General features: G+C 70.2%; 14 protein-coding genes. 7 read left to right on the top strand and 7 right to left on the bottom strand.

Annotated features, from left to right (window positions below; translation table 11 throughout):
* The coding region (locus KUTG_RS09525) for an AMP-binding protein (protein WP_052394271.1) at positions 1 to 1,353 on the top strand (1,353 nt) is incomplete at its 5' end.
* 64 nt (positions 1,354 to 1,417) lie between these two features.
* Here KUTG_RS09525 and KUTG_RS09520 read toward each other — a convergent pair.
* On the bottom strand, positions 1,418 to 1,717 hold the full coding sequence (locus KUTG_RS09520) for a hypothetical protein (protein WP_043716401.1): 300 nt from the start codon (positions 1,715 to 1,717) through the stop codon (positions 1,418 to 1,420).
* Positions 1,718 to 1,800: 83 nt separating this feature from the next.
* On the opposite strand from KUTG_RS09520, the gene KUTG_RS09515 reads away from it, so the two are divergent.
* Both KUTG_RS09515 and KUTG_RS09510 read left to right on the top strand, forming a co-directional pair.
* Complete coding sequence (locus KUTG_RS09515; protein WP_052394270.1) at positions 1,801 to 2,748, top strand: catalase family peroxidase; 948 nt, start codon at positions 1,801 to 1,803, stop codon at positions 2,746 to 2,748.
* A gap of 2 nt (positions 2,749 to 2,750) precedes the next feature.
* Positions 2,751 to 4,148, top strand: coding sequence for a carboxylesterase/lipase family protein (locus KUTG_RS09510; protein WP_063753701.1), 1,398 nt, complete (start codon positions 2,751 to 2,753; stop codon positions 4,146 to 4,148).
* A 69-nt stretch (positions 4,149 to 4,217) separates the two neighbouring features.
* On the opposite strand, the gene KUTG_RS09505 is transcribed toward KUTG_RS09510, so the two are convergent.
* Entirely contained in the window at positions 4,218 to 4,667 is a 450-nt protein-coding gene (locus tag KUTG_RS09505; protein WP_043716400.1) for a MarR family winged helix-turn-helix transcriptional regulator, read from the bottom strand.
* 77 nt (positions 4,668 to 4,744) lie between these two features.
* Between KUTG_RS09505 and KUTG_RS09500 the strand changes: the two genes are divergently transcribed.
* On the top strand, positions 4,745 to 7,018 hold the full coding sequence (locus tag KUTG_RS09500; protein ID WP_198047079.1) for an FUSC family protein: 2,274 nt from the start codon (positions 4,745 to 4,747) through the stop codon (positions 7,016 to 7,018).
* Positions 7,015 to 7,734, top strand: coding sequence for a hypothetical protein (locus tag KUTG_RS09495; protein ID WP_157494431.1), 720 nt, complete (start codon positions 7,015 to 7,017; stop codon positions 7,732 to 7,734). Before KUTG_RS09500 ends, KUTG_RS09495 begins: the two co-directional genes overlap by 4 nt.
* Here the strand turns inward: KUTG_RS09495 and KUTG_RS09490 are convergent.
* The 3 genes from KUTG_RS09490 to KUTG_RS09480 all read right to left on the bottom strand — a co-directional run bounded on the left by KUTG_RS09490 (position 7,678) and on the right by KUTG_RS09480 (position 9,872).
* Positions 7,678 to 8,751, bottom strand: coding sequence for a hypothetical protein (locus KUTG_RS09490; RefSeq protein ID WP_052394267.1), 1,074 nt, complete (start codon positions 8,749 to 8,751; stop codon positions 7,678 to 7,680). The genes KUTG_RS09495 and KUTG_RS09490 overlap by 57 nt on opposite strands.
* Positions 8,752 to 8,753: 2 nt before the next feature.
* On the bottom strand, positions 8,754 to 9,152 hold the full coding sequence (locus KUTG_RS09485) for a hypothetical protein (protein ID WP_157494430.1): 399 nt from the start codon (positions 9,150 to 9,152) through the stop codon (positions 8,754 to 8,756).
* 198 nt (positions 9,153 to 9,350) lie between these two features.
* Entirely contained in the window at positions 9,351 to 9,872 is a 522-nt protein-coding gene (locus KUTG_RS09480) for a snapalysin family zinc-dependent metalloprotease (protein WP_043716397.1), read from the bottom strand.
* Positions 9,873 to 9,983: 111 nt separating this feature from the next.
* On the opposite strand from KUTG_RS09480, the gene KUTG_RS09475 reads away from it, so the two are divergent.
* A complete protein-coding gene (locus KUTG_RS09475) occupies positions 9,984 to 10,808 on the top strand; it encodes an enoyl-CoA hydratase/isomerase family protein (RefSeq protein WP_052394266.1) in 825 nt (274 codons plus the stop codon).
* Positions 10,809 to 10,872: 64 nt separating this feature from the next.
* Here the strand turns inward: KUTG_RS09475 and KUTG_RS09470 are convergent, their stop codons facing one another.
* A complete protein-coding gene (locus KUTG_RS09470; RefSeq protein WP_084579106.1) occupies positions 10,873 to 11,901 on the bottom strand; it encodes a CE1 family esterase in 1,029 nt (342 codons plus the stop codon).
* A gap of 163 nt (positions 11,902 to 12,064) precedes the next feature.
* Positions 12,065 to 12,967 (bottom strand): SDR family oxidoreductase, encoded by a 903-nt coding sequence (locus KUTG_RS09465; protein WP_043716396.1) that lies wholly within the window; start codon positions 12,965 to 12,967, stop codon positions 12,065 to 12,067.
* Positions 12,968 to 13,226: 259 nt separating this feature from the next.
* Here KUTG_RS09465 and KUTG_RS09460 point away from each other — a divergent pair, with 259 nt between their 5' ends.
* A complete protein-coding gene (locus KUTG_RS09460; RefSeq protein WP_043716395.1) occupies positions 13,227 to 14,342 on the top strand; it encodes a glycerophosphodiester phosphodiesterase in 1,116 nt (371 codons plus the stop codon).
* The last annotated feature ends 57 nt before the right edge of the window (positions 14,343 to 14,399 follow it).

The following is a 14,399-nucleotide window of genomic DNA, read 5'->3' as shown; positions in this document are numbered from 1 at the left end:
GTGCCCCTCGACCTCGCCGACCTCGACGACCATCCCGCCCACGTGAGCGCCGTGCTGTCCGACTGCCTGGCCACGGCCGTGCTCACCACCACCGCCGCCAAGCCCCGGGTGCAGGCGTTCTTCGACGCCCCCGTGGTCCTCGTGGACGCCATGCCCGACGACGAGTTGCCGCAGCACCGGGCCGCTTTCGACGAGGTGGCCATGCTTCGGTATCCCGTCGACCCCGGCACCGACCCGTTCGGCACGGCCCTGAGCCACGGCGATCTCGCCCTGGCCGGGAAGCGCGCCGTGACGGCGTTCCGGGCCGTGACCGGGCGTTCCGTGACCGTGAACTGGCTGCCCCTGTGCTACGACCTGGGTTTCGTGCTGGCCGTCGCCGCGCCGTTGACCGGGCGGCTGCGGGCGGTGCTGCTCGAACAGTCCTCGGTGCTGGAGCAGCCCCGCCGATGGCTGCAAGCGCTGGCGTCGGGGCAGGACGTGATCACCGCCGCGCCGGACTTCGCCCTGGCCTACTGCGCCTCCCGCACCACCGAGCAGGACCGCTCGTGGCTGCGGTTGTCGCAGGTCAGCACCATGCTGGACGGTGGCGAGCCGATCAACGCCAGCACCGTTCGGGTGGCCGTCGACGTCTTCGGGCAGTGCGGGCTGCCGCCCCAGTCCCTGCGCACCTGCTACAGCGCCATCGGGGCCGTCGGTCCGGTGACCATGACCTCGGCCGCCGCCCCGCCCCGGCGCATCACCGTCGACCGGGAGCAGCTGGCCGCCGGCAAGGCCGTCCTGCGCACCGACGGCCGCTCCTCGCTGCTGGTGTCCAGCGGCACTCCCGTCGAGGGCGCCGTGCTCATCGTCGACCCCAGCGCCAGCTGGCCCCTGCCCGACGGCATGGTCGGCGAGATCTGGATCTGTGGGCCTGCCGTGGCCGCTCGCCAGGAACTGGTCTCTTTGGACGGTCGCGAGTGGCTGCGCACCGGCGATCTCGGCTTCCTGCACGAGGGCGAGCTCTTCGTGCTCGGGCGGCAGGAGGACCTGCTCACCGTGGACGGCCGCCGGCTCGATCCCCGTGAGGTCGAGCTCGTCGCCCGGGCCGCCCACCCCGCCGTGCGCCCGGATCGCGTCGTCGCCCTGTCCTTCGGCGAGGCCGTGGTCATCGTCGCCGAACGCTCCCAGCACATCCCGCCGGCCGACCTCGACCGGGCCGTCGTGGTGGACTCCGTGCGTGCCGCCGTCGCCATGCGTTTTGACGTCCGGGTCCGCGACGTCGTCCTCGTCGAGTCCGGCCGCATGCCGGCCGGCTGGTCCGGCCACCCGACCCGCGCCGCCATCCGTCGCCGCTACCTCGACGGAACCCTGTGAATGACGCGGCGGCAAGATGGCCGAGCGTCCGCTTGGGACGGTCGCCGCCCGATCGGGCAGCGGATCAGGGGATGATGACGCCGAAGACCACTGTGAGTAGGTCCCAGGTCGCGAAGGCCAGGCCCAGCAGGACCAGCGCCACCACGAGCGTCACCATCAACCGGCGGTGTCCCCTGGACCGGTTGGCCGACTCGGCGAAATCGGTGACACCGGCCAGATAGCCCTCCACGGTGTAGCCGTTGCGGACCCGCTCCATGCGGTCCAGATGCTCGGCGAAGGCCTTGGCCTCGGGATCGTCGCGGTCCAACCCGATCAGGTCGTCCTCGAAGCGGTCCTCGGGGCCCGGCGGCTGGTGCCCGTCCATACCCGACACGGTACTCAGCTTGGCACCAAGACGGTCGCGCCTTAGTCTGGCGCTCCGACGCAGAGCCGAACAGGATCGCCCACATGTCCGTTCAGCCCCCCGACGGCGCCCACCCCCAGTCGGCCGTAGACATCGTGGACCGGTTGGAATGGGTGTCCGGGCTCTACCCCGGCTACCGCCGGGCGCACGCGAAGGGCTCCTGCTACCGCGCGGTTTTCCTGCCGACGGGGGCGGCCGCGGAACTGACGACGGCGTCGCACCTGCAGGGCGACCCGGTGCCGGCGACGGTGCGCTTCTCCAACTTCTCGGGAAATCCCTACATCTGGGACCGGACGAGGTCGGCCCGCGGCCTCTCGGTCGCCTTCCACCTGCCGGGCGGTGTGGCCACCGATCTGGTGTCGGTGAGCCAGCCCGTGTTCGTCGCCGCGACACCGCAGGCGTTCCGCAACTTCCTGGAGGCGGCCGAGCCGAACATGTTCACCGGCTCGCCCGACCCCGAAGTCGTGCGTCGCTACGCCACCGAGCACACGGAGGCCATGCGCGGCCTGCGTGCCGTCAAGAACACGCCGATTCCCGTGAGCTACGCGACGATCCGCTACTGGGCGGTGCACGCCTTCATCTGGCTGGACAAGATGCGCCGCCGCACGGCCGTGCGCTACCGCTGGGAGCCCGAGGCCGGCGTGCAGCAGCTCTCGGACGAGCGAGCCTCGGAGAAGTCGCCGACGTACCTGAGCGACGAGCTGGCCGAGCGGCTGGCCACTACCACGGTGGCGTTCCAGCTCAAGGTGCAGATCGCGGAGCCCACCGATCCCACCGACGACTGCACGGTGCTGTGGCCGCACGACCGCACGGAGATCACCGCCGGGCGGCTGCTGGTGACCGGCCCGGTCGAGGACCAGGCCAAGTGGGACCGGCGTATGTTCGACCCGACCCGGCTGGTGCCCGGCATCGAGTTGTCCGACGACCCGGTGCTGCGGTTCCGCGGCCAGGTCTATTCGGTCTCGCACGGCAGGCGCACCCAGGGGAAGTGATCATGGCGATCGTCGCCACCAGCAACGGACAGGTACGTGGCGTCGATCTCGGAGAGGCCCTGGCGTGGCGCGGAATTCCGTACGCGCAGCCGCCCACCGGCCCGCTGCGGCACCGGCCGCCGCTGCCCCCGTCGCCGTGGATCGGCGTGCGGGACGCCACCGCCTTCGGCGCGCGGGCGATGCAGACCGTGTTGCCGGCCGGGGTGATTCCCGGTCCGCGACCGGCCGCTGTGGACGATCCACAGCGGATGAGCGAGGACTGCCTCTACGTCAACGTGTGCGCTCCCGCCCGCCCGTCCGCGACGCCGCGGCCGGTGTTCGTGTGGATCCACGGCGGCGGCTACATGACCGGCGCCGGGCCGGACGGCATCGGCGACGGCGAGACGTTCGTGCGCAACCACGACGTGGTCGTCGTGACCTTCAACTACCGGCTCGGGGCGTTCGGCTTCTTCGACGACACCAACTGCGGTGTGCTGGACCAGGTCGCCGCGCTGCGATGGGTGCGGGACAACATCGCCGCGTTCGGCGGGGATCCGCGTCAGGTCACCGTCGGCGGGGTTTCCGCCGGGGCCAAGAGCGTGGCCACCCTGATGGCCGTGCCGGCGGCAGCTGGGTTGTTCCAGCGGGCCATTTCCCAGAGCGGGGGCGGTGATCACGTGACGACGGCTGCGGTCGCCCGCGCCACCGCCGACCGGTTGGGGATCGACCGGCGGCGGATCCCGGTTGTGCCGGCGGGGGAGTTGCTCGCCGCGCAGCAGACCGTGTCGCCGCCGATGTACGGCGTGTGGACGTGGCGTCCCGTGGTCGGCGGCTCCGTGCTGCCTGACGTTCCCGTCCGCCGGATCGCCTCGGGTTCGGCCGCCAAGGTCGCTTTGCTTGCCTCCAGCGCAGTCAATGAGGCCGGCACCTTCGTCGGTCTTGACCCTCGCGCCGCTTTGCCGGCTCCTCGCGTGTTGACCGAGGCCTTCGGTCCTGCCCGTGCCGGCGAAATCCTTGCCGTGTATGGGGATGACCTGGTTGGCGTGATGACCGATGAGCGGTACGGCATCCCCACGCTCCGGCTCGTCGACGCCCAGTCCCGCTACGCGCCCACTTGGCGCTACCTGTTCGACGGCGCCCTGCCCGGCGCCGTTCGGGCCGCCCATGGCACCGACGTCGTCTTCGCGTGGGCCGTCGGCGGCGGCGACCTCGGCGACCCCGCCGCGACTTCGCTGTCCCAGACCATGCACGCCGCCTGGGGTTCATTCGTCCGCGACGGCAAGGCCCCTTGGACCCCTTACGACACCACCTCCCGCCCCACCATGATCATGGCCTCCCCGCCCCGCCTGGAGGACGACCCGGCTTCCGCCCGCCGCCAGGCCTGGGGCGACCTGACCTGGCCCTCCGGCACCTGGTTCTGACCGCGAGTCCCGCTCTCGGGCAGTCATGAACTCAACACATGCTTGCCCGAGAGCGGGACTCGCGGGGGTTCAGGTCGTCAGATAGCGCGCGGCGACGGCGTCGTTGTGGCGGGTCAGCAGCTCGGCGAAGGTGCGCAGCTCGTCCGGCGTCCAGTCGCCGAGCAGCTCCGCCGACACGGTCAGCCGGCGCTGCCGGGTCAGGGCCATCAGCTCCAGCCCCAGCTCGGTCGGCGCGATGATGCAGCGTCGACGGTCGGTGGTGTCGTGGATCTTCGTCACGAGCTCGCGGCCCCGCATGCCGGTGACCTGCCGGCCCGCGGTGGACGGGTCCAGGCCCAGCGCGCCGGCCAGCGTGCTGATGTCGACCGGGCCGAGGAGGTCCAGGGTGCGCAGCAGCAGGTACTCGGACTTGTCGAGCTCCTTGTACACCTCGCTGCGCCGCCGGAGCAGCTCGAAGTTGCGCGCGAGCACGGCCGTGGCCAGCTCGACCACGTCCAGCGCCGCCGCCGCGTCCGTCATGGGGCCCTCCGCGAAAGATGCCGGTACGACACCGGTAATTAGCGGTATGGTACCGGCATCGAGGAATGGGGGCCTGGATGACGCTCGCGCTGAGCGAGGTGCGGGATCGGGTGGTGGCGTCCGACCCGGGGTTGAGCCGGTTGTGGTCGGCGGCTTCGGCGACGTTCGCGATGGCCAGCGGGCTGGCCGTGGAGTTCGGGTTCGCGCTGCTCACCGGGGCGAACGCGATGGGAACCCTGATCGCCATGCTGCTGGGCGCGGTGGTGGCGATGATGGGCGCGATGGCGCTCGGCTCCGGCAGCGCGTGGGCCAAGACCCGCACCGCCGCGCTGTTTCCGGTCGCCTTCGGCATCGGCATGCTGGCCGGCGCGTTTGTCGACGGCAACACCGATCTCATGCTGGCCGTGTTCGTCGCGGTGATGTTCGCGGCCGTATTCGTGCGCCGGTTCGGCGTCGACTTCTTCTTCTACGGCTTCATGGGCTGGATGGGCTACTTCTTCGCGGCCTTCCTGCACGCCACCGTGGCCATGCTGCCCGGGCTGCTGATCACCGTGATCGTGGCGACGGTGTGGGTGCTGCTGCTGTCGGTCACCGTGCTTCGCGTGAACTCCGCCAAGACCTTGGCCCGGGTCGTGCGGGCCTTCGACGCTCGGGCCCGTGCCGTCTCTCGCGCCACCTCAGACCTGTTGTCCTGCACCGATTCCCGCCGCTTCGACCGGTTACGCCGTCGTCTGCACGCCCGCCTGGCCGGTGTCACCGAGGCGGCCCTGATGGTCGAGGGTTGGTCTGCCGAGCCCGGTGCCCTGCCGGCAGGCGCCTCACCGTCTCGCTTACGCCGCAAGCTGATCGACGCCCAGCACGCCCTGGATCAACTCGTCACCGCCGCCGAGGCCCTCGTCGGCACCGACCATGCCCGCGCTGCCGCCCGGGTCGCCGACCGTCTGGCCCGCCGTGACGACCGCCGCGCCGCCGAGCTGGCCCGGGTCCTGCCGGATGAGCACTTTGCCGTCGCCGTAACGGAACTGGTGGCCATCGCGTCCGGTTCCGACGACACCACCGACGACGTGCTCGACGAGTTCGAGCCGTCCATCTCCCTCGCCTTCGGCGCCCTGCCCGGCTCTCCCGCCGTCGCCAAGGACGTGCCCGCCCGTGGCGGCCACTGGAATCCCTTGGCCCGCTTGGACATGACCACCCGTCAGGCCATCCAGGTCGCCGTCGCCGGCGCGTTGGCCATCGTCGCCGGCGAGGCCCTGTCGCCCGCCCGCTACTACTGGGCCGTCATCGCCGCCTTTGTCATGTTCGCCGGCACCGCCACCCGCACCGAGACCTTCGTCAAGGGCCTCAACCGCATCGCCGGCACCATGTTCGGCCTCGTCGCCTCCGTGCTGTTCGCCGAGATCACCGCCGGCAGCACCGCCGGCGTGCTGGCCGTGATCGTCGGCAGCATGTTCCTCGGCTTCTACCTGCTGCGGATCTCCTACCTGTACATGATCTTCTTCGTCACCGTGATGGTCGGGCAGCTCTACAGCGTCCTCAACGAGTTCTCCACCGACCTCCTGGTGCTGCGCCTGGAGGAGACCGCCATCGGCGCCGCCATCGGCTTCCTGGTCGCCCTCGTCGTGACGCCTCTGTCCACAAAGGACACCGTCCGCAGCGCTCGTGACGCCGTGCTCACCGCCCTGGCCGACCTGCTCGATGCCGCCGCCGACCGCCGCGACCTCGACGCCGTCAGCCGCACCTTGGACACCAGGCTCTGGCAGCTGGCCCTGGTCGCCCGGCCCCTGACCGTGCCCATGCTCAACGGCACCGTCTCCCCGCGCACCCGCCACCGCCTCGCCCTCTACGCCTCCCTCGGCATGCACGCCCGTGCCCTCCGGCGCCCCGACCCCCAGCTCTCTCCCGCCTGCCGCTCCCTCGCCGACGCCGTCCGCCAGCTCATCGCCTCTCCCGTCGGCGCCGTCCAGCCCGCCGCCGAGGCCCCTCTCGCCGCCGCCGACGCCTCCCTCTTCTCACCCGGCGTCCCCTCCTCGCGGCCCCTCATCCACCTCCGCCACGTCCTGCGTGAACTCAGCGGCCTCCCCCTCGCCGGCGGCTCCGTCGCCGGCACCACCCGCCCCCACGCCTCCCTCAGCCTCCTCGACTCCGCCGGCCGCATGGTCGCCACCACCACCGCCGACTCCCACGGCCGCTACCACGTCACCGGCCTCCCACCCGGCCCCGTCACCGTCGTCGCCACCGCCTACCCACCCACCGCCCACCGCATCCGCCTCCGCACCGGCCAGGTCGCCCGCCTCGACGTCACCCTGGGCTGCGCCCACAGCCGCGAGCCATCGCCTACCCTTCCTGGGTGAGCTCGGATCCCTCACCGCATCAACACACGGCGGTCGGCCGCCAGGCGCCGCATGAGCGTCGTGCACGGATGTGGCTCGGCGGGATCCTCCTGCTGAGCGGCGCTTTCCTCGTCGGTGACACCACACACCGCCTCAATGTCGCGTGGACCCTGTTCGCACACTGGTGGCCGTGGGCGCTGATCGGTCTCGCCATCGTCAACGTCATGCGGCGCTTCCTCCGTGTCGAGTCGGTGCTCGCTCCCGGGCTGCTGATCCTCGTCTCCATCGTCTACCTGGCCCTCCAGCAGGGCATCGAGCCCGACCGCGTCATCAACTTCGTCGTGCCGCTCGCGACTTTGATCGGCGGCTTGGCGCTGTTGGCCTCCATCGGTTCGACCGCAGGCCGGTCGTGGACCCGGGTCCTGCTCACCGGCCGGGTCGAGGCCACGCCGCCGGTGAGCACCACCCTGTGCCCTCGGGCCCTTCTCTGCGAGAACCTGGTGGATCTGACCAGCTGCCCGGGCAATCCGGAGGGGATCACCATGAACGTCACGGTCGTGCTGGGGCATGTGCAGCTGACCGTGCCGAAGGACTGGGAGCTCGACCTCGACGACAGCGGCCGGCTGCTCACGGCCGTCCGCGACAGGACGACCGAACTACCCGAGGACAACCGCGCCGGCCTACTTCGGATCCACGTTCTCGGCTTCGGTGGCGTCGTCAGCATCGACCGCGCCTGAGTGGTCGTACTCGGGTAGGTAGTCCAGGTTTCTCGCGGACCGGTCGCGATCCCCGGTCATGTCCTCGGAGACCCGGAGGAAAAGGGAGAGCCGTTCGAACGTCCTGTGTTCCTCGCTCGGAGTCCTCGGCATGGGGTAATGCAGCGCCTTCAACATGTCGAACCGGTGCAGGTCGTAGGCGGCCCGCAGATAGGTGCTGTACTGGACGGCCGCGGCCACCGCCCCCGTGTAGCAGACACCGGTCAACACCAGGCCCAGCGCGGGAATCCAGTAGTGGACCGGTTCGCGCCACAGGCCGGCGATGGCCAAGGCGGTGGCCAGGAAAAAGCTGATGGTCAGGTTGGCCGCGGTGTCGACGGAATCCTGGGACGCGTTGTGCACGGCGCGGAACCGATCGGACAGCTGCGGGAAGAGCCGGGACCAGGACGCCAACGTGTTCAGGCCATAGCGTTCGCCGGCCGTGACCTCGCCCGCGCGCAGGGCGTTGCCCAACGCCGTCGGCAGCAGCTGCTCGCTCTGCGCGCCTTCGGGATAGCGGTTGAGCCGAGCGAGAACCCTTCGGTGTTCGATGCGCCGCCGCGCCACGAGCCGGTGCCGCGACGCTTGTTCGGTCAGATTCAGGCCCGGCCCGGACACCGGGTTCGGCTGGCTCAGCGCGATGTGCCGACTCCTCAAGGCGTCCAGCCGGCGGCGTTGCCATTCGACGACCAGGGGTGCGATCCGAGCCGTCACCAGCCAACCGTCCCAGTAGCCCTCCAGCATCCGGACGAGCCTGAGCTGAAAGGGTTGCAGCACGGCCGAGACGACCACGATGGCCGCCACCACGAGCAGCAGCCCGAAGGAGTCATTGGCCAGCGCGGTGGGCGCGGCCTTGCCCCAGTCGGTGTGTCCGGCGAAGCTGCCGGCCTTCAGCAGCGCCCAGAGCGTGCCCAGCGGAATCGCCGTCGGCACGATCATCGTCATCAGCAATCGCCCGAACGACGCCGCGGTCGTGGTCAGCAAGGACGTGAACCACATGGCTACTCCTGGGCCGTCGGGACAACGTCCGCGGGGTCGAGCGGCGACTTGTCGAATGCCGCGCGGGGGATCACGAAACTCGGCGCCGGCTCGGTCCACAATCGGCCGTCACGGTTAAAAGCACAGCGGTGGGCGTAGTAGCTGGTGTTGTCGGCGAACACCAGCCCGTAGTTGCACTTGTCGCACAACAGCACCCGCCGCTCCGTTCGCACGTGCCGTAGGCGACACCTGCGCTCGGTGTGTTCGTGGTGCATACGGAACTCGAACGCGGTCCGGCAGGGAAAGCAGACGTTGACCCAGTAGACGGGCGGGAGCCGATCGGGGTGCACTCCGCGCAACGTGCCCTCGAACTGGCTGCCCTGGTTGAGCAGCATCGCCCGGAGGAGTCGAGCCGGCCGCATGCTCTCACCGCCTGACGCCGGGGACGGTACGGGCTACGAGAGTACAAGCGACCCCTGGTCGTCCATGGGGATCGCCGGGGGCAGCCAACCCGAAAGGAGCAGCGTCAGGTCGTCCACGTGAGGCGGGCGGCGGCGCTCAAAAAAGCAGGCGCACCCGTCCAGCCGGGTACGCCTGCCGTCAAACCTGTCGTGACTGCGTCAGTGCACGCTGTGCAGCTCCGCGACGGCGGCGAAGCCGTTGCGGAAGTTGGCGTCCACCGTGGCGACCTCGGCCGCCGAGGGGATCGCGTTCTTGCACGCGGTGCCCGGTCCGTGCCCGGACATCACCTCGGAGCAGGGACCCGTGTAGTCGTCGGGCAGCCCGAGGTTGTGGCCGAACTCGTGGGTGAGGATCCGGGTCGGGTCGAAGCCCTGCGCGACCTGCTGGCGGTCGATGTAGATGTCGCCGTGGCCGTGCCCGTCGGTGTTGGTGTAGGAGCCGCCGCCGTTGATCTCGTGCAGCCTGATGGTGGCGGTGCCGCCGGACACCAGCTGCACGTTCTTCAGCCGGGTGTCCCAGTTCTTCACGGCCTGGACCACCTGGGCCGAGTAGTGCGTGATCCCGCTCGCGCTGTAGTGCAGGGTGACCACGGTCGGCGCCGCGTCCGCGGGCGCGGCGAAACCGATGCCGGCCAACGGGAGCAGGGTGGCGGCGAGGCCGAGGGCCAAACGTCGAAGCATTCTCGTCACTCCTCTGGCATGGACGTGCGGTCAGCCTCGCAGCGCGCGATGTGACGCAGCCACCTGCGATCGTCGGGGCGCGTTCACCGTTGACCCGGGTAATTTGCCGGTATGAGCCTGCCCGAGGAACTCTCGCTGACGGTCGACGGACCGGTGGCCACGCTGACGATCGACCGCCGGGCCAAGCGAAACGCCTTCGCGCTGCGGATGTGGCAGGCGATCCCGGACGTGGTGCGCGCGGTCGAGGACGACGAGACGGTGCGGGTGCTGGTGGTCCGCGGCGCGGGTGACGGCCCGTTCTCGGCCGGGGCGGACATCGCCGAGTTCCAGACCGTGCGCAAGGGCGAGGAGGCCGCGGCGGCGTACTCGGAGGTCGTGCACGAGGCGGAGCGGACATTGGCAACGATGTCAAAGCCGTCGGTCGCGCTCATTCAGGGCTGGTGCGTGGGCGGCGGCTGCGAGCTCGCTTTGGCCTGCGATATCCGAATTGCCGACAATACGGCCAAGTTCGGCATCACGCCGTCGAAACTGGGCGTGGTCTACCACCAGATGTCCACGGCCCGTGTGGTGGAAACGGTCGGCGCGGCCTGGGCCCGCTACATCCTGTTCACGGGCGAGCTGCTCGACGCCGAGGTGGCCCTGCGCATCGGACTCGTGCACGAGGTGCACCCGGTGGAAGAGGTCGCCGCCAAGGCCTATGCCCTGGCCGCAACCCTGGCCCAGCGCGCCCCGATCACCTTGGCCGGGGCCAAACAGCTGATCGCCCGCGCCGTGGCCGGTGAGGCCGCAGAGGACGAGTGGTCACAGCGCTGGTACCGCGCCTCCTACGCCAGCCGCGACTACGCCGAGGGCGTCAGCGCCTTCGTGGAGAAGCGCCGGCCGGACTTCACCGCGATCCCCTGGCCCAAGCTCGACCAGGACGGTGCCCCGGCCTGATGCAGGGAAGGACGCCTTACCCGCGGTCAACGAGGGTAAGGCGTCCTTCCCTGCATGAAGAAGGTCAGGCGGTGGCGGCGTCGAGGGGGTGCGACTCGAAGAAGGACCACATGATCTCGTTGGGGTCGAGCTTCGGGACGGTGTAGCCCTTGGCCATCGAGTCGGGCGTGCCGGGCCACATGTGCCGCTGGCCGGTGACCGTGTACAGCACGACCTGGCGGCCGTTGTCGCAGTTGCCGTAGGTGGTGCTGATGACACCGTTGACAACCTGCTTCTGCACGCCCTTGTCGCAGTGGTCGGCGGCGGCCCAGCGCTGGGCGGCGACCGGCACGCTGTAGGACCAGTAGATCTGCTTGCTGCCGTTGTACGGGTTGGTGCCGTCGGAGGTGCCGTGGAAGGACAGCACCGACTCCGACCGGCCCAGCTTGCAGTTGCCGGGCATGCGCAGCCCGGACATCGGGGCCACGGCGGCGATCTGGCCGGACAGCTCGCAGCCGACCTGCGAGGCCATCCGCGCGCCGCCGGAGAAGCCGGTGACGTAGATGCGCTTGGTGTCCACGCACAGCGCCTTGTTCATGGCGGCGATGGCGTCCCGCATGAACTGCATGTCGTTGGGCGCGCCCTTGGGCACCGGTCGGCCGCTCATCAGCGGCACCCCGGGCACGTTCCAGGCGAAACCGTGGGACTTGCCGGCGATGAACGGAATGCCGGCCTGCGGCGCGACGACCACGAAGCCGTGTTTGTCCGCGGTGGCCGCGATTTCCGAACCGGCCAGCTGCTGCAGCGGGGTGCTGCCGCTGCCGTGCAGGTCGATGACCATCGGCATCGGCTTGCCCGGCTTGTGCCCGTGCGGGTAGTAGACGACGACGGTGCGGCGCATCCCGTCGGACATCACATGCTGGGTGCTCAGGCCGGCCGGCACGTCGGGCTTGGCGCAGGTGTTGCCGCCACTGGCGGCGGCGACCGCGGCCTGCGGGGCGGGCTTGATCGAGGAACCCTCGGTTACGCCGGCCGCGCACGCGGAGGCGGTCAACGCGACCAGGACCGCGCTCGTGGCGAGCACGGTAAGGCGCGTGGCGGCGGCGGTACTCATCGGCGGTTCCTCTGGCGGCGGCGGTGGGGCCGACGGCGTCGTCGACGGTCGGCCTCAATCTACGTTAAGAAGTTTCTGAATTTTCCCTGTAGACGTGTTATCCGCCGGTGGGGTTGCAGGCGTTTCGCCTGACAACGTTGTCATCCGCCGTTTGTGGCCGGGATTACACGGTCCGCGGGCGCAGCAGGTCGGCCAGGCCGATCCGCTCGTAGAAGTCCGAGCGCAGCCGGTCGGCCACCCCGTTGACGACCTCGGCGCCGTCCTGCGACGGGTCGATGTGGGTGCGCAGCGGGCGCTTGCCGTACGGGGTGTCGACCACGCGGACCACGGCCCTGGCCACCTCGGACGGGTCGGCGTCGGCCGGCTCCAGCTCGTTGAGCTTGGCCGTGATCTGCGCGGTCAGGCCCGAGTAGAACTCCTCGTACGCCTCGACCACACCCGTGTCGGCCGGCCGGCCCGAGTTGGCGAAGTGGTTGGTGCCGCCGGTGAAAGCGCCGGGCACGATCAGCGAGGTCTCGATGCCGAACCGGGCCAGCTCGACCGCGTAGCTCAGGGCCAGCGAGTCCATGGCCGCCTTGGCCGCGAAGTACGGGCCCAGGTAGGGCGGCGTGCCGGCGCGGGCCGAGCTGCTGCTGCTGTTCCAGACGACCAGGCCGTGGTGGGCGGCGCGCATGTGCGGCAGGACGGCGCGGTTGACGCGCTGCGAGCCGAGCACGTTGGACTCGTACAGCTCGGCCAGCTGCTCCGGGGTGAAGGCCTCGGACGGCCCCAGCACCATGTGGCCGACGTTGTGGAACAGGACGTCGATGCGGCCCTCTTCCTCGATGACCCGCGCCACCGCGGCGTCGACGGAGGCCTGGTCGGCCACGTCCATCTCGACCGCCCGCAGGTTGACGTCGTTGTCCTTCGAGTACTGCTGGATCTGGGTGACTTTGTCGGCGTTGCGGCCGGCGGTGGCCCGCATGCCGGCGTACACGGTGTGGCCGGCGTCGGCCAGCCGGTGGGCGCTCATCCAGCCGAACCCGCTCGATGCCCCGGTGACGACGACGATCTGGCTCTCGCTCATGGTGTCCGCTCCTCGGTAGTTTTGTGGACGTTGTGTACATATAATCACCCATGGAGACACTGTGTCCATATAGTTCGGTGTGACGGGGGTCACTGGCAGTGGGGGGTGATCTCCCGCGCGGCGCGGAAACGCTGCACGCGGGGCCCGACGCGGGGGCTTTACCTGTCGTTGAGCGGCGCCTGTGGGTAGGTTGGCGCCGATTTCGCACCGAGGGACTCGGGTGACGCTGCCCGATCGGTCCACGATGTCAGGAGCCTCCATGAGCAGAACCCGGATCGCCGGGATCGTGCTGGCCGCGGCCGCGGCGGTCGCCATCACCGCCATTCCCGCCGCCAATGCCGTGCCCCAGTCGCCGGAGTACGGCGCTTCGTACGGACCGACGGTGATCGGCCACCGCGGCGCGTCGGGCTACCGGCCCGAGCACACGCTGGCCTCCTACGAGCTGGCGGCGCGCATGGGCGCCGACTACGTCGAGCCCGACCTGGTGTCCACCAAGGACGGTGTGCTGGTGGCCCGGCACGAGCCGGAGATCGGCGGCACCACGGATGTGGCTCAGCACCCGGAGTTCGCCAGCCGCAAGACCACCAAGATGCTCGACGGCGTCCCGCTGACGGGCTGGTTCACCACCGACTTCACGCTGGCCGAGTTGAAGACGCTGCGCGCGGTGGAGCGCCTGCCCCAGGTGCGGCAGCGCAACACCGTCTACGACGGCCGCTACCAGATCCCGACCTTCCAGGAGGTCATCGACCTGGTGAAGCGCCTGGACAAGGAGCTGCACCGGGACATCGGCATCTACCCGGAGACCAAGCACCCCACCTTCTTCAAGGCCGAAGGCCTGCCCACCGACCAGAAGCTGGTGGACGCGCTCAACCGCAACGGCCTCAACCGCCCGGGCGCCAAGGTGTACGTGCAGTCGTTCGAGGTGTCCAACCTCAAGTGGCTGCACCGCCAGCTGCGGGTGCCGCTGATCCAGCTGACCGCGGTCGAGGGCCGGCCGTACGACTTCACGGTGGCCGGCGACAAGCGCACGTACGCGGACATCACCTCGGCCGCCGGCATGCGGGAGATCGCGACCTACGCGCAGGGCGTCGGCCCGGACAAGAACGAGATCATCCCGTGGGACGCCACGGGCCATCTGGGCCGGCAGACGTCGTTCGTCAAGGACGCGCACGCGGCCCGCCTGAAGGTGCACCCGTACACGTTCCGGCCGGAGAACGTGTTCCTGCCGGCGGACTTCCGCTCGTCGGCCGACCCGACGGCCTACGGCAACCTGTTCGGCGAGATCGAGACGTACCTGCGGGCCGGCATCGACGGCTTCTTCACCGACACGGCCGATATCGGCATCGTGGCCCGCGACGAGTTCCTGAAGGGCTGAGCTGAAGGAGCTGGAGCCCCTGTCCGGGGGGTAGGCAAGGGCTCCAGCTTGTCGCCG

The organism is Kutzneria sp. 744 (assembly GCF_000568255.1).
In the GTDB taxonomy this organism is placed as follows: Bacteria; Actinomycetota; Actinomycetes; order Mycobacteriales; family Pseudonocardiaceae; genus Kutzneria.
Note: the sequence above shows the minus strand (reverse complement) of the source record. Positions and strands in the feature narration are given on the sequence as shown.

Coding starts and splice junctions, on each gene's coding strand:
- KUTG_RS09520 (WP_043716401.1), bottom strand. CDS start 1,717: ATGGACGGGCACCAGCCGCCGGGCCCCGAGGACCGCTTCGAGGACGAC.
- KUTG_RS09505 (WP_043716400.1), bottom strand. CDS start 4,667: ATGACGGACGCGGCGGCGGCGCTGGACGTGGTCGAGCTGGCCACGGCC.
- KUTG_RS09480 (WP_043716397.1), bottom strand. CDS start 9,872: ATGCTTCGACGTTTGGCCCTCGGCCTCGCCGCCACCCTGCTCCCGTTG.
- KUTG_RS09470 (WP_084579106.1), bottom strand. CDS start 11,901: ATGAGTACCGCCGCCGCCACGCGCCTTACCGTGCTCGCCACGAGCGCG.
- KUTG_RS09465 (WP_043716396.1), bottom strand. CDS start 12,967: ATGAGCGAGAGCCAGATCGTCGTCGTCACCGGGGCATCGAGCGGGTTC.
- KUTG_RS09515 (WP_052394270.1), top strand. CDS start 1,801: ATGTCCGTTCAGCCCCCCGACGGCGCCCACCCCCAGTCGGCCGTAGAC.
- KUTG_RS09510 (WP_063753701.1), top strand. CDS start 2,751: ATGGCGATCGTCGCCACCAGCAACGGACAGGTACGTGGCGTCGATCTC.
- KUTG_RS09485 (WP_157494430.1), bottom strand. CDS start 9,152: ATGCGGCCGGCTCGACTCCTCCGGGCGATGCTGCTCAACCAGGGCAGC.
- KUTG_RS09490 (WP_052394267.1), bottom strand. CDS start 8,751: ATGTGGTTCACGTCCTTGCTGACCACGACCGCGGCGTCGTTCGGGCGA.
- KUTG_RS09460 (WP_043716395.1), top strand. CDS start 13,227: ATGAGCAGAACCCGGATCGCCGGGATCGTGCTGGCCGCGGCCGCGGCG.
- KUTG_RS09475 (WP_052394266.1), top strand. CDS start 9,984: ATGAGCCTGCCCGAGGAACTCTCGCTGACGGTCGACGGACCGGTGGCC.
- KUTG_RS09500 (WP_198047079.1), top strand. CDS start 4,745: ATGACGCTCGCGCTGAGCGAGGTGCGGGATCGGGTGGTGGCGTCCGAC.